This is a genomic window from Streptomyces sp. MMG1533, from assembly GCF_001279775.1.
Classification (GTDB): Bacteria; Actinomycetota; Actinomycetes; order Streptomycetales; family Streptomycetaceae; genus Streptomyces.
Map to the genome: position 1 here is coordinate 1 of NZ_LGDG01000009.1, position 25,256 is coordinate 25,256.

The window sequence follows — 25,256 nt, forward strand, 5'->3', positions numbered from 1 at the left end:
CTCGGCGATCAGGCCGTCCATGTCGGCGTCGAAGGCGATCGGGTAGATGTCCTGGTACTTCTTCGGCGGGTTCTCCGCGTACGCGATCGTGCCGTCCGGCCGGTGGTGGAACCACTCCGGATGCTTCTGCACCCACGGATGGTCGGGCGAGCACTGCAACGCGAAGTCGAGAGCGATCTCCAGGCCCAGTTCACGGGCCCGGCCCACGAACCGGTCGAAGTCCTCGATCGTCCCCAGATCCGGGTGGACCGCGTCATGACCGCCCTCCGGGGACCCGATCGCCCAGGGCACCCCCACATCCTCCGGCCCGGGGGAGAGGGTGTTGTTGCGGCCCTTGCGGAAGGTCTGGCCGATCGGATGGATCGGCGGCAGATACACGACGTCGAAGCCCATGGCCGCGATCGCCGGAAGCCTTTTGGCCGCGGTGCGGAAGGTGCCGTGCGGCTGCTCGGGCGTGCCTTCGGAGCGTGGGAAGAACTCGTACCAGGAGCCGTACAACGCCCGCTCCCGCTCCACCAGCAACGGCAGCGTCTCCGACGCCGTCACCAGCTCCCGCAGCGGATACCGGGCGAGGACCGCGTCCACCTCCGGCGTCAACGCGGCGGCCAGTCGGGCCGCCGCGGGGCGGGTCTCGTCGCGCAGGGCGGCGACGGCGGCGCGGAGGACCTGCCGTTTGCCCTTCTTGGGGACGTCGGCGGCTGCCCGCTCGTACAGCCGGGCGCCCTCCTCCAGGACGAGTTCCGTGTCCATGCCCGCGGGGATCTTGATCTGGGCGTGGTGCCGCCAGGTGGTGACGGGATCGCCCCACGCCTGAACGGTGTACGTCCAGCGGCCGGGCGCGTCGGCGCTGACGGTGGCGCCCCAGCGGTCGGTGCCGGGGGCCAGTTCGCGCATCGGCGTCCAGGGGCCGGGACGGCCTTCCGGATCCGTCAGGACGACGTTGGCGGCGACGGCGTCGTGCCCCTCGCGGAAGACGGTGGCCGAGATCTCGAAGGTCTCGCCGGTGACGGCCTTGGCGGGCCTGCGTCCGTGCTGGACGACCGGGCGGACGTCGAGGACGGGTATGCGTCCGATACCGGCGACGGCGTCGCCCGCGGAGGGTGGCTCCGGGGCCGGCGGACCGTCGTCGACCGGGCGCACGGGTACTGCCTCTGTGCTCGGTGTCGGGGGTGCTGACGAGTGGTGCGTGGCGGGCATGACCGCTCCTGTCCGCGTCAACGTGGGTGGGCGGATGGATGTGGGGAGGTGGGTCCTGCGTGGTGTCCCTAGGGTCTTGCTGAGGGGCGTACCGGAGGAGCCTTCCCACCCTATTCGGGTGAGCAATCCGGCACTTTGTTAACTACTCACGCGTATGTCTACACACAAGAGCGGCCCCGTTCAGGCCGAACGGGGCCGGTGCGGGAGTCAGCCCCCGGTCAGCGCGGTACCTGGAGAAGTTTGTTCGGTGATCCCAGGCCCCGACCGGAGACCTTTCCGGCTGCCCCCAGGTCGACAAGTGCCTTGCCGACCTGCGCCGGTGTGGCCTTTCGGTGGTCCGCGAGATAGAGCGCGGCCGTGCCCGCCGCGTGCGGTGACGCCATCGACGTACCGGAATAGGTGGCGGTGGCGGTGTTGCTCGCGATGGACGCCGAGGTGATCGACACACCTGGCGCGAACAGGTCCAGGGCAGAGCCGTAGTTGGAGAAGCTCGCCCTGGCGTCCTTCTTGTCACTCGCGCCGACCGTGATCGCCTGCCCCACGTCCGCGGGGGAGTAGAGCGAGGCCGGCAGGCCGTCGTTGCCCGCGGCGACCGTGTAGGTCACGCCGGACGCGACGGACTTGCGTACGGCCGCGTCCAGCTGGGCGTTGTGATAGCCGCCCAGGCTGAGGTTGGCGACCGCGGGTTTCCTCGCGTTCCTGGTGACCCAGTCGATACCGGCGATGACCTGGGCGGTGGTGCCCGCGCCCGCGTTGTCGAGGACGCGTACGGCGACCACCTTGGCCTTCTTGGCCACGCCGTACCTGGTGCCGGCGACCGTGCCGGCGACATGGGTGCCGTGGCCGTTGCCGTCGCCCGCGCTCTTGTCGCCGCCGACGAAGTCCCAGCCGTAGCTCGCCCGGCCGCCGAAGTCGGTGTGGCCGATCCGGATGCCGGTGTCGATCACGTAGACCGTGACGCCCGCCCCCGCGGACTCCGGCCAGGTGTAACTCTTGTTCAGTGGCAGGCTCGGCTGGTCGATGCGGTCCAGGCCCCAGGACGGCGGGTTCTTCTGGACGTGGTCCACGGTCACCCGGGTGTCCTGGACGACCGAGGCGACGTGCGGGTCGGCCGCGAGCAGCTTGGCCTGTCTCTCGTTGGCCCTGACGGCGTAGCCGTTCATGACCGTGCCGTATGTATGGCTGATTTGCGCCCCGTACTTCTCGGCCAGCTCCTTTCCGGCCGCCGACGGGGCCTTCGTGCCCCCCTCGAGTGTCACCAGGTAACTTCCGCCGACGGAGCCGGGTTGTCCGGCGCCGAGTATCCGCCCCTCCGGTACGGCGTGCGCGGGCAGGGTGATGGCCGAAAGCGCCGCGGCACAGGTCACCGCGGTCAGGCCCCCCGCCCGGCGCAGACGCCGTGTTCGCGTCCGTGCCATGGCTTTGTACCCCCTCCTCAACTCGGCGTACGACAGCCGGGGTCACCGCGTGCGCGGCTTCTCGGGCCGGTACGCCACTTGGCAGCCTGTCGTGCGGTGTGAAGTACGACAAGGGCGCCTACGGGGGCGGAATCGGCCAAATCGGATCAGTGGTCATCGAGTGCGGCCGGAAGGGGGGCTCGCGAGAAGGCGCCGTGGTTACGAAGGGCCTGTCCCCGATACCTTCGAAGCTGACGACGGGACGCACACCGACGTGCGTCCTCTTCCTCACGCTCGCTTGAGGTGGAATGTGAAGGCGATCCGTCGATTCACCGTCCGACCCGTGCTCCCCGACCCCCTCCGGCCGCTGAGTGATCTCGCGCGCAATCTGCGCTGGTCCTGGCATGCGGAGACCCGCGATCTCTTCCAGTCCGTCGATCCCGAGCGCTGGGCCGCCTCGGGCGGTGACCCCGTACGGCTGCTCGGCAGTGTGCCCCCCGCGCGGCTCGCCGAACTGGCCGAGGACCGCCGGTTCCTGCGCCGGCTCACCGCGGCCGCCGACGACCTGAACGACTACGTGACCGGCGCCCGCTGGTACCAGGCCCAGACGTCCGCACTCCCCTTGGCCGTCGCCTACTTCTCGCCCGAGTTCGGCATCACGGCGGCCCTGCCCCAGTACTCCGGCGGCCTCGGCATCCTCGCCGGCGACCATCTGAAGGCGGCCAGTGACCTCGGCGTTCCGCTGATCGGTGTCGGGCTGCTCTACCGGCACGGCTACTTCCGCCAGTCCCTGTCCCGGGACGGCTGGCAGCAGGAGCACTATCCGGTGCTCGACCCGAACGAGCTGCCGGTGGCCCTGCTCAAGGAACCCGACGGCACCCCGGCCCAGGTCTCCCTGGCCCTGCCCGGCGGCAAGCGGCTGCACGCCCGGATCTGGCTGGCCCAGGTCGGCCGGGTGCCGCTGCTGATGCTCGACTCGGACGTCGAGGAGAACGACCTCGGCGAACGCGGGGTGACCGACCGGCTCTACGGCGGCGGCAGCGAACACCGGCTGTTGCAGGAGATGCTCCTCGGCATAGGAGGAGTCAGGGCGCTGCGGACGTACTGCCGGCTCACCGGCCACGCCGAACCCGAGGTCTTCCACACCAACGAGGGCCACGCGGGCTTCCTCGGCCTGGAGCGGATCGCCGAACTGTGCGCGGAGGGGCTGGACTTCGACTCCGCCCTCGAAGCGGTCCGGGCCGGGACCGTCTTCACCACGCACACCCCCGTCCCGGCCGGCATCGACCGCTTCGACCGCGAACTGGTCGCCCACCACTTCGGCCCCGACGCCGAACTCCCGCGCATCGACGTCGGACGCGTCCTGCAACTGGGCATGGAGACCTACCCCGGCGGCGAACCCAACCTCTTCAACATGGCCGTGATGGGCCTGCGCCTCGCCCAGCGCGCCAACGGAGTCTCCCTGCTGCACGGCAAAGTCAGCCGGGAGATGTTCTCCGGACTCTGGCCGGAATTCGACGCCGAGGAGGTGCCGATCACCTCTGTGACCAACGGGGTGCACGCCCCTACCTGGGTCGCCCCCGAGGTCTTCCGGCTGGGCGCCCGGCAGATCGGCGCGCAGCGCACCGAGGACGCCATGACCGTCGGCGGCTCGGACCGCTGGGACGCGGTCGCCGACATCCCCGACCAGGACATCTGGGAGCTGCGGCGCAACCTGCGCGAGCAACTGGTGACCGAGGTGCGGGAGCGGTTGCGCGCCTCCTGGCGGCAACGCGGGGCGGGCACGGCAGAGCTGGGCTGGATCGACGGCGTGCTCGACCCCGACGTCCTCACCATCGGGTTCGCGCGGCGCGTCCCGTCGTACAAGCGCCTGACCCTGATGCTGCGCGACCGCGACCGGCTGATGGACCTGCTGCTGCACCCGGAGCGGCCGATCCAGATCGTGGTCGCGGGCAAGGCGCACCCGGCGGACGACGGCGGGAAGCGGCTGGTGCAGGAACTGGTGAGGTTCGCGGACGATCCGCGGGTGCGGCACCGGATCGTGTTCCTGCCGGATTACGGCATGGCGATGGCGCAGAAGCTCTATCCGGGCTGCGACATCTGGCTGAACAACCCGCTACGGCCGCTGGAGGCCTGTGGCACGTCCGGCATGAAGGCCGCGCTCAACGGCTGCCTCAACCTCTCCGTCCTGGACGGTTGGTGGGACGAGTGGTTCCAGCCCGACTTCGGCTGGTCGATCCCCACCGCCGACGGGGCCGGCACCGATCCCGACCGGCGGGACGACATAGAGGCCGACGCGCTCTACGACCTGCTCGAACAGCGGGTCACCCCGCGCTTCTACGAGCGCGGGCAGGGCGGGCTGCCCGACCGCTGGATCGAGATGGTCCGCCAGACCCTCACCCTGCTCGGCCCGAAGGTGCTGGCCGGGCGCATGGTCCGCGAGTACGTGGAGCGGCTCTACGCCCCGGCCGCCCACGCCCACCGCACGATGGACCCCGACGCCGCCCGCGAACTGGCGGAGTGGAAGTCCCGGCTCCGCTCGGCCTGGCACGGGGTGACCGTCGACCACGTCGAGACGACCACCGCCATCGCCACCGCCGAACTCGGCACGACCCTCGGGCTGAGGGTGCGCGTCGGCCTCGGCGGGCTCGCCCCCGAGGACGTCGAGGTGCAGGCGGTCTCCGGCCGGGTGGACGGGGAGGACCGCATCACCGACGCCACGACCGTCCCGCTGAAACCGGCGGGCGGGCCGGATCCGGAGGGTCGCTGGGTGTACGAGGGCCCGCTGTCCCTGGACCGCACCGGGCCCTACGGCTACACGGTCCGCATCCTCCCCGCGCACCGGCTGCTGGCGTCCGGTGCGGAGCCGGGGCTGGTGGCGCTGCCGTCGGAGGACGTGGTGGAGGCGGCGGGGGTGCTGATGAGGTGAGGCGGCGGGGTGCCGGGGTGGTGCGGCGGCGGTGCTGGTGCGGTGAGGCGGCGGGGTGCTGGTGCGGTGAGCCGGCTCAGATCTCCTCGACCGGCGCGCACAGCCTCCGCAGCACCGCCCCGCACCGCCGGGCGTACGCGTGCTGCAACCCCCGGGTCGCCGGGCCGCCCGCGCGGGCGTACCACTTGGCGCTCCGGCTGAACGCGGAGATCGTCAGCCAGACCGTGCCGTCGCCGGTGCGGTCCACGACGAAGGACTCCTCGCCGCACTCCGGGTGGCCGGGCAGCGTGCCGTACGCCCAGCCGGTGCGGCGGGGTTCCTCGACCGTCCAGACCACGCGGCATGGAGCCTTGATCAGTCCGGCGAGGGTGACGGTGACGTCGACCTCGGGGGCGGCGCGTTCCGCGCTCGCGTCTATGCCGACGCCCAGCTCGCGGTGCATCTCCCAGGTGAGGACCGCCTCGCAGGCCCTGCGGAAGACCTCCTCGCCCTCACCGATGCGCGTGCGCACGTGCATGGGGTGGAAGCCGGGCGGGCAGAAGCCGTGCTGCCGGGTGGCGCCGACATCGTCGTACGTGAAGTCCGTCAAGGGCATGGCACCCAAGAGTAGGGCGGCCCCCGGGAATGCCTTCGTCCCGGGGGCCGCCCATCTCAACTGGCGAGAAGTCAGCTGACGTTGACCGCCGACCAGGCCGCCGCGACCGCCTTGTACTCGGTGCTGGTGGAGCCGTACAGGGCCGCCGCCGCGCTCAGGGTGCCGGTGCGGGCGCCCGCGTACGTGGTGGTCGACGTGAAGTACTCGGTCAGCGCCTTGTACCAGATCTGGACGGCCTTGGCGCGTCCGATGCCGGTGACGGTGGAGCTGTTGTAGGTCGGGGAGTTGTAGCTGACCCCGTTGATGGTCTTGCTGCCGCTGCCCTCGCTGAGCATGTAGAAGAAGTGGTTCGCCGGGCCGGACGAGTAGTGGACGTCCAGGTTCTTCAGCGACGACGACCAGTAGTTGGCCGAACCGCCGTCCTTGCTGGGCTGGTCCATGTAGCGCAGCGGGCTGCCGTCGCCGTTGATGTCGATCTCCTCGCCGATGAGGTAGTCACCGACGTCGTTGGAGTTCGCCGCGTAGAACTCGACCGCCGTGCCGAAGATGTCGGACGTGGCCTCGTTCAGACCGCCGGACTCGCCCGAGTAGTTCAGGCCCGCAGTGTTCGAGGTGACGCCGTGCGTCATCTCGTGGCCGGCCACGTCCAGCGACGTCAGCGGGTGCGTGTTGCTCTCGCCGTCGCCGTACGTCATGCAGAAGCAGCTGTCGTCCCAGAACGCGTTGACGTACGCGTTGCCGTAGTGGACGCGGGAGTAGGCGGCCTTGCCGTCGTTCTTGATGCCGCTGCGGCCGAACGTGCTCTTGTAGAAGTCCCAGGTCGTCTGCGCGCCGTACGCGGCGTCGACGGCCGCGGTCTGGTCGGTGGTCGAGCTGGAGGCGGCGCCGGTGCCCCACGTGTCGTCGGCGTCGGTGAACAGGGTGCCGGCGGAGGAGCTGGTGCCGTGCGCCTTGTTGTACGTCTTGTGACCGCCGCGCGAGGTGTCGTACAGCTGGTACGTCGAGCCCGACAGGTACGTGCCGAGGGTGACGGTGCCGGAGTAGAGGCTCTTGCCGGTGCCGGTCTCGATGCCCTGGTATTCGAAGAGCTTCTTGCCGGTGGCGGCGTCGGTGATGACGTGCAGCTGGTTCGGGGTGCCGTCCTCCTGGAGGCCGCCGACGACCGTCTCGTAGGCGAGGGTCGGCGTGCTGCCGTTGCCCGCCCAGATCACCTTGCGGGGCGCGGCGTCGGCCTCGGTCTTCTCCGAGCCGGCCGACTCCGCGGCGGTCAGGGCCTGCTTCTCCGCCTTGGTCGCGGCGATCGCGGGCTTGAGCGAGGCGACCTTGATGGTGGTCTTGGTCGCCTTGGTGACGCCCTGGGTCGCGCCGGCCTTCGACTCGTGGACGACCAGGTCGCCGCCGAGGACGGGCAGGCCCGCGTAGGTGCGCTCGTAGCGGGTGTGGACCGTGCCGTCGGCGTCCTTGACGACGTCTCTGACGACCAGCTTCTCCTTGGCGCCGAGGCCTATCTCCTGGGCGGTGTCGCCCGCGGCGTCCTGCTGCTGCTGGATGAGCGCGGTGCGCGCGGCCGGAGCGAGCGTGGTCGGGGCGGCGAGGGGCTTCGCGGCGCTGGTGCTGTCCACCGGGGTCTGGGCGGAGGCGCTGACGGCGGTCAGACCTGTGGTGAGCAGGGCTCCGGCGGCGACGGTGGTGGCGATGGCCAGAGTGGTGCGCTTGTGACGCGCGTAGACGGAGGACACACAAGCTCCTTCATGTGGGGGAGTCCGGTCGGCCATGGGGGCGGTCGGCCGGAGTGGTTGTGAAGTTGTGCGGCGGGTGTGAGGAAGAGTGGCATTGGCGCCGCGTACATGTCATGACCCTCTGGTGATGTTGGCCGAAAAACGACGTGCGGCTGAATATTGCGGGAATGTGAAGGGAGTTGACCTCGGCAAAAACCCAACAAGCCGTCGGCATGGAGTGGGCAAAAAGAGGGCGCCGCCCCGGGGAGTCGAACCACCGGGGCGGCGCCCTGTACGAGGAGCCTGCGGGGCCTTGTGGGCCCGTACGGTCTACGGGAAGGTGAGCTTCCAGCTGTTGATGTGGCCGGTGTCCAGGGCCGCGTTGTCCTGAACCCTCAACTGCCAGGTCCCGTTGGCGACTTCGGAGGAGGCGTTCACCGTGTACGTGGTGCTGATGTTGTCCGCGCTGCCCCCGGTGCCGTACGCCTTGAGGGTGTACGCCGTGCCGTCGGGGGCGACCAGCTGGACCTGGAGGTCACCGATGTAGGTGTGGACGATGTCGACCGCCACCGCGAGGTTCGACGGCGCGTTGCCCGTCCGCCCGGACACCGTGATCGACGAGGTGACCGCCGCCCCGTTGTCCGGAATCGATACGTCGGTCGCGTTCTCGAAGGAGGTGCCGCCACCGCCACCGCCGCCACCGTCGGAGCGGGCGCCGACCGCGACGCCCGCCCAGGCGTCCTGCACCGCCTTGTACTCGGCGCTCGTCGTGCCGTACAGCTCACCTGCCGCGGCGAGGCTGCCGGTGCGGGCCGCCGCGTAGTTGGTGGTCGAGGTGAACTTGGTGGTCAGCGCGCGGAACCAGATCTTCTCCGCCTTGTCCCGGCCGATGCCGGTGACCGCGAGGCCGTCCGCGGTGGGCGAGTTGTAGCTGACGCCGTTGATGGTCTTGGCGCCGCTGCCCTCGCTCAGCAGGTAGAAGAAGTGGTTCGCGGGGCCCGAGGAGTAGTGCACGTCGATCGAGCCGATGCCGGAGTACCAGCTGTCCTTGGACGAGCCGTCCTGGCTCGGCCGGTCCATGTAGCGCAGCGGGGTGCCGTCGCCGTTGATGTCGATCTCCTCGCCGATGAGGTAGTCACCGACGTCGGAGGAGTTGTTGGCGTAGAACTCGACGGTCGACCCGAAGATGTCGGAGGTCGCCTCGTTCAGGCCGCCGGACTCGCCGCTGTAGTTGAGCCCCGCCGTGTTGGAGGTGAGCCCGTGGGTCATCTCGTGCGCGGCCACGTCGATCGACGTCAGCGGGTTGGTGTTGCCCGAGCCGTCGCCGTACGTCATGCAGAAGCAGCTGTCGGACCAGAAGGCGTTGACGTAGTTGCTGCCGTAGTGGACCCGGGAGTAGGCGCCCACACCGTCGCCTCGGATGCCGCTGCGGCCGTGCACGTTCTTGTAGTAGTCCCAGGTCAGCGCGGCCCCGTAGTGCGCGTCCGCCGCCGCCGACTCCAGGTTCGACGGGCTGCCGTTGCCCCAGATGTCGTCCGAGCCGGAGAACAGCGTGCCGGTGCCGGAGGTGCCGCGGTTGAGGTTGTACGTCTTGTGGCCGCCGCGGGTGCCGTCCGTGAGGTTGTACGTCGTCCCGGACTGCGTGGTGCCGAGGGTGACCGTGCCGCTGTACACCGTGTTGCCGGTGCCGGTCTCGATGGCCTCCCACTCGTACAGCTTCTCGCCGGTCGCCGCGTCGGTGACGACGTGCAGCTCCTGCGGGGTGCCGTCGTGCTGGAAGCCGCCGACGACCGTCTCGTACGCCAGGGCCGGCTTGCCTTCGGCCGCCCAGATCACCTTGCGCGGGGCGCGGTTGACGTCGGGGCTCTTGGCGTCCTCGGCCTTGGCCGCGGCGAGCGCCTGCGTCTCGGCCTTGGCCGCGGACAGCTTGGCCGTGGTGGTCGCCGGCTTGATGGCGGCTCGGGTGGCCTTGACGACGGCCTCGGTCGCGTCCGCCTTCGTGCTCTCCACGACGAGGTCGCCACCGAGGACGGGCAGACCGTCGTAGGTGCGCTCGTAGCGGGTGTGGACCGTGCCGTTGCCGTCCTTGAGGACGTCACGGACGACCAGCTTCTCCTTGGCGCCCAGGCCCAGTTCCTCGGCGGTCTCCGCCTTGCCGGCGTCGGCCTCGCGGATGAGCGCGGCGCGCTGGGCGGGGGTCAGCTTGACCGACTCCGCGCCCGGTATGACCTTGCCCGCGGCCGACGGTGCCTTCGCCGGGGCTGCGGTGGCGGCGCCCGACTGGACGGCCGCGGCGATCAGGGCGGACACGCCGACGAGGGCCACTGCGGCGGCCCTGCGCGGGGTGATGGTGCGGGTGTGGGAGGTGCGTCTGTGGGAGGACCTTCTCAACACTGACTCCTTCTGCACGGCCGCGGGTCGCGCGGCCAGGGAAGACCGGTCGGCGGGTGGGCCGTCCGGGCAGAACAGGGCGGTGCGCGGAACCTCGTGCGGGAGCCGGGGCCTTGCGGCCCCAGGCCGCGCACACAGCGGTGCAACATGTGGGGTTGCTGTGAAGCGGCCGTGGGAAGAGTCGCAGGAGATGGCGGTTTCTGTCAGGAGCGCGTCAGAAAGTTGGCTGGAAATCGTTCGTTGTCCGGTTGTTCGTGTTCGCTATACGGAACAGTCGTCCCTAGCCGGACTGCGGCCGGTCCCCGTGCCACGACCCCCACAACGCCGCGTACGCCCCGTCCGCCGCCACCAGTTCGTCATGCGTGCCGAGTTCGGTCAGCAGGCCGTCCTCCATCACCGCCACGCGGTCCGCGTCGTGGGCGGTGTGCAGGCGGTGGGCGATGGCGATGACGGTGCGGCCTTCGAGTACGGCGGCCAGGGCGCGCTCGGTGTGGCGGGCGGTGGTCGGGTCGAGCAGGGCCGTGGCCTCGTCGAGGATCAGGGTGTGCGGGTCCGCCAGGACGACGCGGGCGAGGGCGAGTTGCTGGGCCTGGGAGCCGTCCGTACGGCAACCCCTCTCGCCCAGGGTCGTGTCGAGGCCGTCGGGCAGCTCGCGTACCCACGTGCCCGCCCCGACCGCGTCCAGCGCGGACCACAAGTCGTCGTCCACAGCCCCGGGTTCGGCGATCAGGAGGTTGTCGCGGACCGTGCCGAGGAAGACGTGGTGTTCCTGGGTGACCAGGACGACCTGGCGGCGCAGCTGCTCGGGGCCGAGTCCGACGACGGGCACCCCGCCGACGGTCACCGTGCCGGTGCCGGGCGCGTCCACGCCCGCCAGCAGCCGGCTCAGGGTGGTCTTGCCGGCACCGGAGGGACCGACGACCGCGAGCCGTTCACCGGGGCGCACGGTCAGATCGACGCCGCGCAGCACCTCGCCGCCCCGGTCGTAGGCGTAGCGCACGCCGGTCACCTCGATCAGGTCGTCCGCCGGGACGGGGGCGTCGGCCGCGTCGGCCCGCGGGGCCCGGGCCAGCCCCTCCACGCGGGCGAACGAGGCGCTGCTGCTCTGCAGTTGCTCCACGCGGACCAGGATCTGGTCGAGGGGCTCGCTCATCTGCCGCAGATACAGTGCCGCCGCCACCACCGCGCCCAGGCTCATCGCACCGTCGGCGTGCAGCATCCCGCCGATCACCAGCACCCCGGCCACGGGGATCAGGTACGACACCTCCACCACCGGGAAGAACACCGTGCGCAGGTAGAGGGTGTGGAAGCGGGTGCGCCGGGACGTCTCCAGGACCTCCCGGCTCGCCCTGATCCGCCGCTCCTCCAGGCGGAGCGCCTCGACCGTGCGCGCGCCCGACGCGGTCGCCGCGACGATCTCGGCGACCTCGGAGACGGCCGCGCCCTCGGCGAGATAGCCGGCGCGCGCCCGGCGCAGATACCACCGCAGGGCGAACCAGATCGGCGTGAGGCCCAGCACGCCGACCGCACCGAGCAGCGGGTCGATCACGAACACCGCCACCAGCGCGAACAGGAACTGCACGCCGTTGATGAGCAGTTCGGGCCCGGCGTCACGCAGTGTGGTGCCGACGGTGGCCACGTCGGCCGTACCGCGGGCGGTCAGATCGCCGGTGCCGGCCCGCTCCACCACCGACGCGGGCAGCGCCAGCGTCCGGTCGACGAACTCCTCGCGCACCCGGGCCAGGGTCCGCTCCCCGAACCGGTGCCCGACGTACCGCGCCCAGCGCGCCAGCAGCAACTCCGCCACCGCGCACACCAGGAGGGCCAGCGCCAGCCGGTCCACGGCCGACACCCCGCCCCCGTCGCGTACGTCGTCGATGATCCGCCCGAGCAGCCACGGCCCGGCGAGCCCCGCGACGGCGGCCAGCCCGTTCAGCGCGAGTGTCGCCGTGAAGGCCCGGCCGTCGGCCCTCACCAGTCGCACGGAGGCCCGCCGCACGTCGGCGGGTTCGGCGACGGGTAACTGCCCGGAAGAGCTCGTCGAGCCGGTCACCGTACGGCCTCCTCGGCGTCTGTGACGTCTGGGGTGTCCGCGACGTCTGGGGTGTCCGCGAGGTCCGCGTCCCGCGCCACCAGTGCCCGGTATCCCGGCTCCCTGTCCAGCAGTTCGCGGTGGCTGCCGGTGGCGGCGACCTTGCCGTCGACCAGGTGGAGCACGGTGTCCGCGCGGTCCAGCACGAGCGGGGAGGTGGTGGTGACGACCGTTGTACGGCCCTCGCGCGCGGCCCGCAGCCGCTCGGCCACCCGTGCCTCGGTGTGGGCGTCGAGCGCCGAGGTGGGTTCGACGGCGAGCAGCACCTCGGGGTCGGCGAGCAGCGCCCGCACCAGCCGCACGCGCTGGCGCTGGCCGCCGGAGAGGTTGCGGCCCTGCGCGTCGATCGCCGAGTCGAGCCCGTCCGGCAGGCCCTGCACGATGTCGTCGGCGACGGCCGTGTGCACGGCCCGCCCGACGCTCTCCTCGTCCCCGCCGCCGACCAGTTCGCGCAGGGTGCCCGCGAACAGGTCGGCCTCGTGGTCGGCGACCAGGATCCGCTGCCTGACCTGCGCCAGCGCGATCTCGTCGAGCGGCACCCCGCCCCAGGTCGCCGCCGACGGGGCGTACCGGCCGAGGCGGTCGAGCACGGCCGCGGTGTCGGCGGGGCGCGCGCCGGCCAGCGCGGTCAGCCGCCCCGGCAGCACCCGTACGCCCGACGCGGGGTCGTGCAGCACCGAGGGCTCCGCGGGCCCGTCCCGGATGCCGGTGTCCGCCATCGGCTCCAGGCGCAGGAACCGTACGACCCGCCGGGCCGCCACCAGACCGCGGCTGATCTGGTAGCCGCACTCCACCCAGAACGCCACCGGCCCCACCAGGACCGCCACATAGCCGTAGACCGACACCAACTCGCCGACGGTGATGGCGCCTTGGGCGGCGAGCCGGGCCGCCAGCCAGGTCACGACGACCATGAACAGCGTCGGCAGTCCCACCCCGAGCGCCTGCACCCAGCTGGTCACCGCCCCTACCCGGTAGCCCTGCGACCGCAGCCGCTGCGAGTCCCGGTGGAAGGCGTCGGCGAACAGCCCTTTGCCACCGAGGCCGTTGAGGACCCGCAGCCCGCCCGCGAGGTCGGCGATCCGGGCGGTCAGCACGCCCTGCCGTTCCCGGTACTCCGTCTCGGTGCCCTGAAGGCGGGCGAGCAGCGGCCCGACGAGCAGGATGATCACCGGTATCCCGAGAAGCACCACCACGGCGATGAGCGTCGAGACCGACAGCAGCAGCCCGGCGACCGTCAGATAGGCGACGACCGCGCCGACCCCGGGCCCGACGACGGTCAGGGACTGGCTGATCGTCTGCACGTCGCCCACACCGATCGTGACGACCTCGCCGGCACCCGCCCGCCGCGACAGCGCGGCGCCCAGCCGGACCGCCTGCCCGACGACGACCTTGACCGTGCGGAAATTGGCGTCCATCCGCACCCGGGTCATCGTGCGGTGCCGCATGATGCTCAGCCAGGCGTTGAACGACCCCACGACGAACAGCGCGACGCTCCAGCCGGCCAGCGCGCCCATGTTTCCCGGCTCCAGGCCGTCGTCGATCGCCCGGGCCATCAGATACGGCGTGGCCGCGAGCAGCACCATCCAGGTACTGCCCAACAGCGCCCCGGCGGCGGACCGGCCCGGCTGGCACCGCACCAGCCACCACAGATACCGGCCGCCGCTGCGACAGTCGGGCGTGCCGGGATCCTCGTACGCGTCGATCATCTCTCCCCGCTTCTCACGCCAGACTGTCCCGCCAGGCCCTGTGCAGATCGGCGAACCGGCCCGTGCCCGCGACGAGTTCGTCCGGGCTGCCGTCCTCGACGATCCGCCCGTGCTCCATGACCAGCACCCGGTCCGCGATCTCCACGGTCGACAGCCGGTGCGCGATGACCACGGCCGTACGCCCCTTCAGTACCGTCGCCATCGCGCGCTGGACGGCCCGCTCGCCCGGGATGTCGAGCGAGCTGGTCGCCTCGTCGAGGATCAGCACGGCCGGGTCGGCGAGCAACGCCCTGGCGAAGGCCACGAGTTGGCGCTGTCCGGCGGAGATACGGCCGCCCCGCTTGCGTACGTCCGTGTCGTAGCCGTCGGGCAGCGCGGTGACGAAGTCGTGCGCGCCGATCGCCTTCGCGGCCTCCTCGATCTCCTCGCGGGTGGCGTCCGGCCGCCCGATGGCGATGTTCTCGGCGACCGTGCCGGAGAACAGGAACGCCTCCTGCGTCACCATCACCACCCCGCGCCGCAGTTCGGGCACGGCGAGGTCGCGCAGGTCGACGCCGTCCAGCGACACCCGGCCGTCGGAGGGGTCGTAGAAGCGGGCGAGCAGCTTGGCCAGGGTCGACTTGCCCGCGCCGGTCGAGCCGACGACCGCGACCGTCTGCCCGGCCGGCAGCGTCAGGTCGAAGCGGGGCAGCACCTCGCCGCCGGTGCGGTAGGCGAAGCGCACCCCGTCGAAGACGACCTCGCGGCCGGGGTGTTCGGACTCGAGAGGCGGGAGCTGCTGGGGCGCCCGCGGCTCGGGCACGGACGGCGTCTGGGCGAGCAGCCCGGCGATCTTCTCCAGGGAGGCCGCCGCCGACTGGTAGGAGTTCAGGAACATCCCCAGCCGGTCGATGGGGTCGTACAGCCGCCGCAGATACAGCACCGCGGCCGCCAGCACACCCAGCTCCAGCGAGCCGTCCGCCACCCGGTGCGCGCCCCACAGCACGATCACCGCGACCGACGTGTTGGCGACCAGCCGGGAACCGACCACATAACGGGCCATCTCGAGCAGCGCGTCGCCGTTGGTCCGCTCGTGCCGGGTGTTCAGCACTCCGAAGTCGGCGTCGTTGACCGCCTCGCGGCGGAACGCGCGCACCGGACGGATGCCGTTCATCGTCTCGACGAACTTCACGATCACGGCCGCGATGGCCGTCGACCGCGCCCGGTACACCCGCCCCGCACGCCGCCGGTAGAGCCGTATGAGCAGATAGAGCGGCACGAACGACGCCACCGCCACCGCGCCGAGCCCCAGGTCGAGCCAGAGCAGCAGCGCCGAGATGTAGGCGAAGGACAGGACGATGCCGACCAGTTCCTGCAGGCCCTCGTTGAGCAGCTCGCGCAGCGACTCCACGTCCGTGGTGGAGCGGGAGATGAGCCGGCCCGAGGTGTAACGCTCGTGGAAGTCGACGCTCAGCGCCTGCGCGTGGCGGAAGATGCGGCCGCGCAGGTCGAGCAGCACGTCCTGGTTGACGCGGGCGGCGGCGACGACGAACGCGGACTGCAGGGCGCCGGAGGCGAGCGCGCACAGCAGATAGCCGACGCCGACCGCGACGAGGGGGCCGTTGTCGTGGTCGCGGAACGCGGGGACGGCGCTGTCGATGGCGTACGCCACCAGCAGCGGGCCCGCCTGGGTTGCCGCCTGCTGGAGCAGCAGCAGGAGCGTCGTGACGGCGACGCGGGCCTTCATCGGGGCGAGCAGGGAGCGCAGGAGGGCGGCGGTGGCGCCCGGGGGGGTGGGCAGGACGTCGCGGTCGAACGCGTCGTCCTGCCGGGCGGTTTCCTCGGCCGGTTGCTCTCTGCCCGGCTGCTCCTTGTCCCGTGCGGTGGTCGTGGGCGCCTGCACGGTCATCGGGCTGCCTCCTCGGTCCCGGCCATCAGATGGGCGTACTCGGCGTTCGTGCGCAGCAGTTCCTGGTGGGTGCCGACGGCGGCGATCCGGCCGCCGGAGAGCAGGGCGACCCGGTCGGCGAGCAGGACGGTCGACGGCCGGTGCGCCACGATCAGGCCCGTGGTCTCGGCGAGGACGTCCCGCAGCGCGGCCTCGACGGCGGCCTCGGTGTGCACGTCCAGAGCGGACAGCGGGTCGTCCAGCACGAGGAACCTCGGCCTGCCGACCACGGCTCTGGCCAACGCCAGCCGCTGCCGCTGCCCGCCCGACAGACTGTGCCCCTGCTCGCCGACCTGGGTGTCCGTGCCCTGCGGCAACCCGTACACGAAGTCGGCCTGCGCGACGGCCAGCGCCCGCTCCAACTCGGTCTGCCCTGCGGTGCCTTGAGCCCCCATGAGTACGTTGTCCCCGACCCCGGCGGAGAACAGCGTCGGCTCCTCGAAGGCGACGGCCACCTTCGAGCGCAGCTCCTCACGGGACATGCCGGTGATGTCCTCGCCGTCGAGGGTGATCCGCCCGGACGTCACCTCGTGCAGGCGCGGCACCAGCGCGGTGAGCGTGGTCTTGCCGCTTCCGGTGGCACCGACGAGGGCCATGGACTCGCCGGGGCGGATGTGGAGGTCTATGCGGTCGAGGACCGGGGGTGAGTCCTCGGGGGCGTCGGGGTAGCGGAACGACACCTCCTGGAACCGCAGCCCGCTGTCCTCGGACCGCGTGGCGGCGGCCGTCGCCTGCGACTCGGGCTCCTCGTCCATCACCTCGAAGTACCGCTCCGTGGCGGTGGCGGCCTCCTGGCTCATGGCCAGCAGGAACCCGATCGAGTCCACCGGCCACCGCAGCGCAAGTGCCGTCGAGAGAAAGGCCACCAGCGTCCCCGCCGACAGCTCCCCGTCCGCCACCTGCACGGTGCCCAGCACCAGCGCCACCCCGATCGCCACCTCCGGCAGCGTCACGATGACGCCCCAGATCGTCGCCAGCAGCCCCGCCTTGCGCAGTTCCGTCCCCCGCAGGGTCCGCGACAGCTCCCGGAACGCCCGTGCCTGACTCCGGTGCCGCCCGAACCCCTTGATGATCCGGATGCCGAGCACGCTCTCCTCGACGACCGTCGTCAGATCGCCCACCTGGTCCTGTGCCCGCCGTGCCACCTCGGTGTACCGCGTCTCGAAGACCACGCACGTGACGATCACGGGGATCGCCGGACCGAGGATCACCAGCCCGAGCGACCAGTCCTGGATCAGCATGATCACCACGCCGATGACGATCGTCACGCCGTTGACCAGCAGGAACGTCAGCGGAAAGGCGAGGAACATGCGCAGCAGCATCAGGTCCGTCGTGCCCCGGGACAGCAGCTGTCCCGACGCCCACCGGTCGTGGAAGGCCACCGGCAGCCGCTGGAGATGCCGGTAGAGATCGGCCCGCATCCCCGCCTCGACCCCCGCGAGCGGCCGCGCCACCAGCCACCGCCGCAGCCCGAACAGCAGCGCCTCCGCGAGCCCGAGCAGCAGCAGGTACAGCGCCCCGAGCCACACCCCCGCCGAATCCCCCTCGGCGACCGGCCCGTCCACCATCCACTTCAGCACGAGCGGAATCACCAGGCCCGCGCACGAGGCGAGCACCGCGACGAACGCGGCCGTGAACAGCCGTACGCGCACGGGCCGGACGTACGGCCACAGGCGCAACAGCGTGCGCACGGCCGACCGGTCGCCGGGTTTTTCGGGGTCCTTGGTGGTTGCAGGTGTCGTCGCCATCAGCAGCGAGCCTACGGATCGGCACTGACAACGCCCACCGAGTTTTGGCCGTACCCGGATCGGCCGCAGGTCCTACGACCTGCGTGTTCGAGGGGTCGCACGACGATGACGTGAGGGTGGTGCGGCGAAGACGTGAGGGTCGTGCGACGGCCTCGACCGGTCGAGGGGAAGGCGAAGAGGGAGGGGGCTACGAACACGTCCACACTGCGGAAGCCCGCTCTCAGCCCGCCTTCAGCAGCAACACAGCCCGCGCCGGCACCGTGATGGCCGCCCCCGCCCGGTGTACCACCCCGGGCGCCTCCCCCTGCTCCTCCCGTGCCGTGTCGACGACCACCTCGTACCGCTCCGCCCACGGCGGCCCCGGCAGCACGAAGCTCACCGGCCGGTCCCCGGCGTGCAGGACGGCGAGGAAGCTGTCGTCGAGGATCGGGGCGCCGCGCTCGTCGCGGCCGGGGATGTCCCGGCCGGAGAGGTACATGCCGAGGGTGGCGGCGGGGGCGTACCAGTCCCGCTCCGTCATCTCCGTGCCGCGTGCCGTGAACCAGGCCAGGTCCCGCAGGCCGTCCGCCGAGTGCGCCCGCCCGGAGAAGAAGGCCCGGCGGCGCAGCACGGGGTGGCGGTGGCGCAGGTCGATCAGACGGGCGGTCAGGTCGAACAGGGGCTTCCAGCCCGGGTCCTCCAGCAGGCTCCAGTCGACCCAGCTGATCTCGTTGTCCTGGCAGTACGCGTTGTTGTTGCCGCGCTGGGTCCGCCCCAGCTCGTCCCCGGCAACCAGCATCGGCACGCCGGTCGACAGCAGCAGGGTCGTCAGCAGGTTCCGCAACTGGCGGCGCCTGAGCGCCCGTACGCGCTCGTCGTCCGTCTCCCCCTCCGCCCCGCAGTTCCACGACCGGTTGTCGTCCGTCCCGTCCCGGTTGCCCTCGCCGTTCGCCTCGTTGTGCTTGCGCTCGTACGAGACGAGGTCCCGCAGGGTGAAACCGTCGTGCGCGGTGATGAAGTTGACCGAGGCGTAGGGGCGGCGGCCGCCCCAGGCGTACAGGTCGCTCGACCCCGACAGGCGGTAGCCCAGGTCGCGCACGTCCGGCAGCGCACCTCGCCAGAAGTCCCGCACGGCGTTGCGGTAGCGGTCGTTCCACTCCGTCCACAGGGGTGGAAAGGCGCCGACCTGATAGCCCCCGGACCCGACGTCCCACGGCTCGGCGATCAGTTTCACCCGCCGCAGCACCGGGTCCTGCGCGATCACGGCCAGGAACGGCGACAGCATGTCGACGTCGTGCATCGAGCGGGCCAGCGCGGCCGCCAGGTCGAAGCGGAAGCCGTCCACGCCCATCTCGGTCACCCAGTAGCGCAGCGAGTCCGTGATCAGGCGCAGGACGTGCGGCTGGACCACGTGCAGGGTGTTGCCGCAGCCCGTGTAGTCGGCGTAGCGCCGGGCGTCCGACTGCAACCGGTAGTACCCCCGGTTGTCGATGCCCTTCAGGGAGAGCGTCGGGCCCAGCTCTCCCGCCTCCGCCGTGTGGTTGTAGACCACGTCGAGGATGACCTCGATACCGGCCTCGTGCAGCGCGTGGACCATGCGCTTGAACTCGCCGACCTGCTGTCCCGTCGTACCGGAGGCGGCGTAGGCGGCGTGCGGTGCGAAGTAGCCGACCGAGTTGTAGCCCCAGTAGTTCTTCAGGCCCTTGCGCAGCAGATGGTCCTCGTGTGCGAACTGGTGGACGGGGAGCAGCTCGACGGCCGTCACGCCCAGCTTCACCAGGTGCTCGATCGCCGCCGGATGGGCCAGTCCGGCGTACGTGCCCCGGAGCTCCTCCGGAATCCCGGGGTGCAGCCGCGTGAACCCCCGTACGTGCACCTCGTAGATCACCGAGTCGGCCCACGGCGTCTTCGGACGGTGGTCGTCCGCCCAGTCGTCGTCATCGTGCACGACGACACCCTTCGGGACGTACGGCGCCGAGTCCCGGTCGTCGCGCACGGTGTCCGCGACGTGCTGCTGGGGCCAGTCGCGGACGTGCCCGTACACCTCCGGCGGGAGGCTGAAGTCGCCGTCCACCGCGCGCGCGTACGGGTCGAGGAGCAGCTTCGCCGGGTTCCAGCGGCCGCCGGTCCACGGGTCCCAGCGGCCCTGCACCCGATAGCCGTAGCGCTGGCCGGGCATCACGCCCGGCACGAAGCCGTGCCAGATCTCGTGGGTCAGCTCCGTCAACCGGGCCCGCGTCTCCTTGCCGGCCTCGTCGAACAGGCAGAGCTCGACCGCCTCGGCCCCGCCCGCCCACAACGCGAAGTTGGTGCCCGCCACACCGTCCGGGCCGACCCGGAAACGGGCCCCCAGCGGCATCGGTGCCCCCGGCCGCACGGGCACGGCCGGCGGTGGCGCGGTGCGGCGCGCGCCGTTCACGACGGCGGCGGGGCGCCCGTCCTCGGCCACCGCCTCCTGCTCGGCTGCGCTGGACACCTGTCAGCCTCCCACGGCTCGTGGAACGACCCGGGAAAGGGCGTGCGGCGTCCCGACCGCTGCACCCCCTCGCGTCGTTCTCCCCACTGTTCTGCCCAGAGCTTGGGTCGCACTCACGTTTCCCCGAAGCAGGCCCGGTCGTTGGGCACGCCGTGAGGCACGTAACTGGGCGCGCACGGCGCGCGGGGGTCGCATTGGCCGCCGTACTGACATGGGCAGGACTGCTGGCCGGGGCCACCGGCTGCACTACCGACGGCAAGGGCGCCATCGACATCGGCGGGCTCGGCAAGCCCCCCGCACCCGAGGAGGTCATCCGGATCTCGCCGGACGACGGAACCAAAGGGGTACGTCCCGAGGAGAAGCTCCGGGTGGGGGTGCCCGACGGACGTCTGGAGTCGGTCAAGGTGGTCAGATCCCAGGACGCGCAGGAGTCCCCGGTATCAGGCCACTTCTCCGACGACGGCCTGAGCTGGGAACCCGACGACCCGAAACTCGCACTGGCCGCCAAGTACACGATCGACGCGGTCGCCCGGGACGGCCACGGCCGCCGTTCGGCGCGCCACACCACCTTCACGACGCACGTCCCCGCAGAGCGCTTCATCGGATACGTCAGCCCGGAGAACCGCTCCGTCGTCGGCACCGGAATGATCGTCTCCCTGGAGTTCAACCGGGAGGTCGAGCACCGCGCGGCCGTCGAACGTGCCATCCACGTCACCGCGCAGCCACCCGTCGAGATCCGCCCGCACTGGTTCGACAACGGCCGCCTCGACTTCCGTCCCGAGCAGTACTGGAAGCCCGGCACCCGGGTCACGGTCTCGCTCAGACTGCGAGACGTGGAAAGCTCGCCCGGGGTCTACGGCCTTCAGTACAAGACGTTCTCCTTCACCGTCGGCCGCAGTCAGGTCTCCCTGGTCGACGCGGCCAAGCACACCATGGAGGTCCGGCGGGACGGCGAGCTGCTGGCCACTGTGCCGATCACGGCCGGCGCCCCCAAGACGACGACGTACAACGGGAAGATGGTCGTCACCGAGATGTTCGAGCTGACCCGGATGAACGGCGCGACGGTCGGCTTCAAGAAGAAGAACGGCAAGGGCGAGTACGACATCCCGGACGTCCCGCACGCCATGCGCCTGACCGACTCCGGCACCTTCCTGCACGGCAACTACTGGGCTCCGGACGCCTTCGGGCGGGTCAATGTCAGCCACGGCTGCGTGGGACTGAGGGACGTCAAGGGCGGTGGTTCGGACACGCCCGCGGGCTGGTTCTTCGACCGCAGCCTCGTCGGGGACGTCATCGAGGTCGTCCACAGCAATGACAAAGAGGTCGCTCCCGACAACGGGCTCTCAGGGTGGAATATGGGATGGAAGGCATGGAAGGCGGGCAGTGCGTTGAAGTAACCCGACCGAGGGGGGGCGGGGTGATCCAACTATCCGTTGAAGTCGGTACGGAACAGTGACAATCATGAGCCGCCGACGCCCCTGACCTTGTGGTTACGATGCGCCGATGTGCGCGGCGGTGCGCGCGGGGGAGCGGGGGCCGGGCCGGGCCAGGCCCCGCGAGGGGAGAAGACTTGAACGTGCGACCGATATCGGGGGCGTCGGTTGACGCGCGGGGGCGGGGCCACAGGGGGCTGTTGGCGCTGATACTCGGCGTCCTGCTGCTGGCCGTCACCGCGTGCGGCGGGGGCGGCGGCTCCGACTCCGGGGAGGGGAAGGGGGAGGGCGCGGACTCCTCCCAGGCGGAGACCGTACAGTCGAAGGCCGTCGTCTCCATAGCCCCGAAGGACGGCGCCAAGTCCGTCGACACCAGCGGGGCGCTCAAGGTCAGCGTCGCCAAGGGTGAGTTGACCGAGGTCGAGGTCAAGGACGCCGAGGGCACCGCGGTGGCGGGGAAGATCGCCGCCGACGGTGCGACCTGGACTCCGTCCACCCACCTGGCTTCCGGCACCAAGTACACGGTGCACGCGATCGCCAAGGACTCCGAGGGCCGCACGGCAGCCGAGGACTCCAGCTTCACCACCCTCACGCCGCAGAACACGTTCATCGGCACCTTCACCCCCGAGGACGGTTCGAAGGTCGGCGTCGGAATGCCGTTCTCGATCCGCTTCACCCGGGGCATCACGAACCCCGAGGACGTCGAGAAGGCCATCAGCATCAAGACCGAGCCGGCCGTCGACGTCGAAGGCCACTGGTTCGGCAACGACCGCCTGGACTTCCGACCCGAGGAGTACTGGAAGGAAGGCACCAAGGTCACCGTCGACCTCAACCTCGACGGCGTGGAGGGCCGCGACGGCGTCTACGGCAAGCAGGCCAAGACCGTCTCCTTCACCGTCGGCCGCAACCAGGTCTCGGTCGTGGACGCCGCCAAGCACACGATGAAGGTCATGCAGGACGGCAAGGTCGTCAAGACCATCCCGGTCACCACCGGCAAGCCCGGCTACGACACCTGGAACGGCCAGATGGTCATGAGCGAGAAGCTCACGGTGACCCGGATGAACGGCGAGACCGTCGGCTACGGCGGCGAGTACGACATCAAGGACGTCCCGCACGCCATCCGCCTGACCAACTCCGGCACCTTCATCCACGGCAACTACTGGGGCGGCGGCGCGTTCGGCAACTACAACGCCAGCCACGGCTGCGTGGGCCTGCGCGACGTGAAGGGCGGCTACGACAGCGGCGTGCCGGCCGCGTGGTTCTTCAACCACTCGATGATCGGCGACGTGGTGGTCGTGAAGAACTCCGACGACGCGACGGTCGCGCCCGACAACGGGCTCAACGGCTGGAACATGTCGTGGGAGAAGTGGAAGGCGTAGGACTCCTGGCAGACGTACGGCCCTGGTGCGAGGTATGGCACCGGGGCCGGTTGTCGTTGGTCCCCGTGCTGTGCCTGCCTGGGGGGCAACCCCCGGACCCCCGGCCGGGGTGTGACCGTCTGCGCCGAGTCGGTTGTCGGTGGTCCCCGTGCTGTGTCTGCCTGGGGGACGACCCCCGGACCCCCGGTTGTCGGTGGTCCCCGTGCTGTGTCTGCCTGGGGGACGACCCCCGGACCCCCGGCCGGGGTGTGACCGACTGCACCGAGTCGGTTGTCGTTAGTCCCCGTTAACCTGCCTGCATGACCGTGAATCTCGAAGTCGCCGAGGGCGTCGGCACCATCCGCCTCGACCGCCCGCCCATGAACGCGCTGGACATCGCCACCCAGGACCGGCTCAAGGAGCTCGCCGAGGAGGCGGGCCGCCGGGACGACGTACGGGCGGTGGTGATCTACGGAGGGGAGAAGGTGTTCGCGGCGGGCGCGGACATCAAGGAGATGCAGGCCATGGACCACGCGGCGATGGTCCTGCGTGCCCGCGCCCTGCAGGACTCGTTCACGGCGGTGGCCCGCATCCCCAAGCCGGTGGTGGCGGCCGTCGCGGGCTATGCGCTGGGCGGCGGTTGCGAGCTGGCGCTCTGCGCGGACTTCCGGATCGCCGGCGACAACGCCAAGCTGGGCCAGCCGGAGATCCTGCTCGGCCTGATCCCGGGCGCGGGCGGCACCCAGCGCCTGTCCCGGCTGGTCGGCCCCTCCAAGGCGAAGGACCTGATCTTCACCGGCCGGATGGTGAAGGCGGACGAGGCGCTGACGCTGGGCCTGGTGGACCGGGTGGTCCCGGCCGACGAGGTGTACACACAGGCGCACGCGTGGGCGGCGAAGCTGGCGCAGGGACCGGCGATCGCACTGCGTGCGGCGAAGGAGTCGATCGACACCGGCTTGGAGACGGACATCGAGACGGGCCTGGCCGTGGAACGGAACTGGTTCGCGGGCCTGTTCGCCACGGAGGACCGCGAGCGCGGAATGAAGAGCTTTGTGGAAGAAGGCCCCGGCAAGGCGAAGTTTCTCTGAACCGCTTGCAATTGACGCGGCGTCTGATCCGGGGTCCCTCGATGGGGCGGTTTATGGGAGCCTTAAGGCAACCTTAAGTCTGCCTTGTCGAGGGAGTCTGTCGATTGCCGTCCTCGGAGCCTCCGCCGCAGGTCAGACGGGCTGTTCGAGGCACTGAAGTGCCATCGGCATATGCCGGACGACCCGCGCGGAATGGCGGATTCCGGGGGGCGTATTCGTCAGGAACGGCCCCGGAGAGCGGAGTGGGCGGCCATGATGGGGGCATGGCGGGGCTGGAGGGTATCGAACAGCCGCGGGGAGAGAGCCGTGCGACCGCGGCGCGCTGGTCTCCGGCGGTCGAGGACGAACGCGCACTCAAGGCACTCGAACTGTTCGGCAACCCCACGGAGGCGGAGGTTCCGCTGCCGTCCCGCCCCGAGTCCGCGGCAACGGCCCGCCGGCTGGCCCAGGTTGTCGTCCTCCGCCAGTGGGGCCTCACCCCCAAGATGACCGAAGACGCGGTCTTACTGGTCTCCGAACTCGTCGGCAACGCCGTACGCCACACCGGCGCCCGCGTCTTCGGCCTCCGCATGCGCCGCCGTCGCGGCTGGATCCGCGTCGAGGTCCGCGACCCGTCCCGGGGCCTGCCGTGTCTGATGCCGGTCCAGGAGATGGACATCAGCGGGCGGGGGCTGTTCCTGGTGGACAAGCTCTCCGACCGCTGGGGCGTGGACCTGCTGCCGCGAGGCAAGACGACGTGGTTCGAGATGAGGGTGGCGGACCGCTGAGGGCGAGCGGTGCCCCGGCGTCGATGCCTGCCTTGCCTTGCCGGGTGCTCCGCCCCTGTGCGCACCGCTCACCTCCAGCCCGTCCGGCGTTCGAGGACGAGGCCCTTCGGGCCGAAGCGGGGTCTGGGGCGCAGCCCCAGCGGGGTGCGGGGGCAGTGCCCCTGCCGGGGTCGAAGGGGTGGCGCCCCTGGGGATGGGACGGGTAGGGGCGGCGGGGGCGAAAGAAAGTCCGCCCGCTCCACGCGACCCGTACCGCCGCCGTTCGGCTGAATCACCCGTTTTCCCCCGTAACCACCCTTAAATGGTGCGGGTGACCACGACCGACCGCCGTACGGCCCTCCGCGCAGGCGCCGCCTTCGTCACCGCAGGCGCCCTCACCGAGGGCTGCGCGACCCACGGAGCAGTGGCCCACCCGGCCCCGGCCACCAGCCCTTCCGGCAGACCCGCCACCCCCC

15 protein-coding genes are annotated in these 25,256 nt (G+C 71.0%); 5 read left to right on the top strand and 10 right to left on the bottom strand.

Annotation, left to right across the window (positions count from 1 at the left end):
• Together ADK57_RS02865 and ADK57_RS02870 are read right to left on the bottom strand one after the other, a co-directional pair.
• Window positions 1–1,197: maltotransferase domain-containing protein (locus tag ADK57_RS02865; RefSeq protein WP_159049996.1), on the bottom strand; the 1,197-nt coding region annotated here is incomplete at its 3' end.
• A gap of 218 nt (window positions 1,198–1,415) precedes the next feature.
• Window positions 1,416–2,615, bottom strand: a complete 1,200-nt coding sequence (locus ADK57_RS02870) for a S8 family peptidase (RefSeq protein ID WP_053747727.1) — start codon at window positions 2,613–2,615, stop codon at window positions 1,416–1,418.
• A 289-nt stretch (window positions 2,616–2,904) separates the two neighbouring features.
• On the opposite strand from ADK57_RS02870, the gene ADK57_RS02875 reads away from it, so the two are divergent.
• Window positions 2,905–5,523: a glycosyltransferase family 1 protein gene (locus tag ADK57_RS02875; RefSeq protein ID WP_053747728.1), complete on the top strand. Its 2,619-nt coding sequence runs from the start codon at window positions 2,905–2,907 to the stop codon at window positions 5,521–5,523.
• 76 nt (window positions 5,524–5,599) lie between these two features.
• Here the strand turns inward: ADK57_RS02875 and ADK57_RS02880 are convergent, their stop codons facing one another.
• The 8 genes from ADK57_RS02880 to glgX all read right to left on the bottom strand — a co-directional run bounded on the left by ADK57_RS02880 (window position 5,600) and on the right by glgX (window position 20,155).
• Complete coding sequence (locus tag ADK57_RS02880; RefSeq protein ID WP_053747729.1) at window positions 5,600–6,118, bottom strand: DUF1990 domain-containing protein; 519 nt, start codon at window positions 6,116–6,118, stop codon at window positions 5,600–5,602.
• 71 nt (window positions 6,119–6,189) lie between these two features.
• Window positions 6,190–7,857: a M4 family metallopeptidase gene (locus ADK57_RS02885; protein WP_053747730.1), complete on the bottom strand. Its 1,668-nt coding sequence runs from the start codon at window positions 7,855–7,857 to the stop codon at window positions 6,190–6,192.
• Window positions 7,858–8,166: 309 nt separating this feature from the next.
• Window positions 8,167–10,230 (bottom strand): M4 family metallopeptidase, encoded by a 2,064-nt coding sequence (locus tag ADK57_RS02890; RefSeq protein WP_053747731.1) that lies wholly within the window; start codon window positions 10,228–10,230, stop codon window positions 8,167–8,169.
• Window positions 10,231–10,507: 277 nt separating this feature from the next.
• The gene (locus ADK57_RS02895) at window positions 10,508–12,280 is read right to left on the bottom strand and encodes an ABC transporter ATP-binding protein (protein WP_053747732.1); all 1,773 of its coding nucleotides are present in this window, start codon (window positions 12,278–12,280) and stop codon (window positions 10,508–10,510) included.
• Window positions 12,277–14,025, bottom strand: a complete 1,749-nt coding sequence (locus ADK57_RS02900; RefSeq protein WP_053747733.1) for an ABC transporter ATP-binding protein — start codon at window positions 14,023–14,025, stop codon at window positions 12,277–12,279. The genes ADK57_RS02895 and ADK57_RS02900 overlap by 4 nt, the downstream gene beginning before the upstream one ends.
• 13 nt (window positions 14,026–14,038) lie before the next feature.
• The gene (locus tag ADK57_RS02905) at window positions 14,039–15,907 is read right to left on the bottom strand and encodes an ABC transporter ATP-binding protein (RefSeq protein ID WP_107091465.1); all 1,869 of its coding nucleotides are present in this window, start codon (window positions 15,905–15,907) and stop codon (window positions 14,039–14,041) included.
• A 2-nt stretch (window positions 15,908–15,909) separates the two neighbouring features.
• Window positions 15,910–17,700 (bottom strand): ABC transporter ATP-binding protein, encoded by a 1,791-nt coding sequence (locus tag ADK57_RS02910; protein WP_053747735.1) that lies wholly within the window; start codon window positions 17,698–17,700, stop codon window positions 15,910–15,912.
• A 220-nt stretch (window positions 17,701–17,920) separates the two neighbouring features.
• Window positions 17,921–20,155: a glycogen debranching protein GlgX gene (glgX, locus tag ADK57_RS02915; RefSeq protein ID WP_053747736.1), complete on the bottom strand. Its 2,235-nt coding sequence runs from the start codon at window positions 20,153–20,155 to the stop codon at window positions 17,921–17,923.
• A gap of 152 nt (window positions 20,156–20,307) precedes the next feature.
• Here glgX and ADK57_RS02920 point away from each other — a divergent pair, with 152 nt between their 5' ends.
• The 4 genes from ADK57_RS02920 to ADK57_RS02935 all read left to right on the top strand — a co-directional run bounded on the left by ADK57_RS02920 (window position 20,308) and on the right by ADK57_RS02935 (window position 24,801).
• On the top strand, window positions 20,308–21,552 hold the full coding sequence (locus tag ADK57_RS02920; protein ID WP_053747737.1) for a L,D-transpeptidase: 1,245 nt from the start codon (window positions 20,308–20,310) through the stop codon (window positions 21,550–21,552).
• Window positions 21,553–21,725: 173 nt separating this feature from the next.
• A complete protein-coding gene (locus ADK57_RS02925; RefSeq protein ID WP_053747738.1) occupies window positions 21,726–22,967 on the top strand; it encodes a L,D-transpeptidase in 1,242 nt (413 codons plus the stop codon).
• A 299-nt stretch (window positions 22,968–23,266) separates the two neighbouring features.
• Window positions 23,267–24,034, top strand: coding sequence for an enoyl-CoA hydratase/isomerase family protein (locus tag ADK57_RS02930; protein WP_053747739.1), 768 nt, complete (start codon window positions 23,267–23,269; stop codon window positions 24,032–24,034).
• Between the two features lie 263 nt (window positions 24,035–24,297).
• A complete protein-coding gene (locus tag ADK57_RS02935) occupies window positions 24,298–24,801 on the top strand; it encodes an ATP-binding protein (RefSeq protein WP_053747740.1) in 504 nt (167 codons plus the stop codon).
• The last annotated feature ends 455 nt before the right edge of the window (window positions 24,802–25,256 follow it).

What these genes read in the sequence shown, in the direction of transcription:
- ADK57_RS02870 (WP_053747727.1), bottom strand. Translation starts at nt 2,615, where the DNA reads ATGGCACGGACGCGAACACGGCGTCTGCGCCGGGCGGGGGGCCTGACC.
- ADK57_RS02880 (WP_053747729.1), bottom strand. Translation starts at nt 6,118, where the DNA reads ATGCCCTTGACGGACTTCACGTACGACGATGTCGGCGCCACCCGGCAG.
- ADK57_RS02900 (WP_053747733.1), bottom strand. Translation starts at nt 14,025, where the DNA reads ATGATCGACGCGTACGAGGATCCCGGCACGCCCGACTGTCGCAGCGGC.
- ADK57_RS02910 (WP_053747735.1), bottom strand. Translation starts at nt 17,700, where the DNA reads ATGGCGACGACACCTGCAACCACCAAGGACCCCGAAAAACCCGGCGAC.
- ADK57_RS02930 (WP_053747739.1), top strand. Translation starts at nt 23,267, where the DNA reads ATGACCGTGAATCTCGAAGTCGCCGAGGGCGTCGGCACCATCCGCCTC.
- ADK57_RS02935 (WP_053747740.1), top strand. Translation starts at nt 24,298, where the DNA reads ATGGCGGGGCTGGAGGGTATCGAACAGCCGCGGGGAGAGAGCCGTGCG.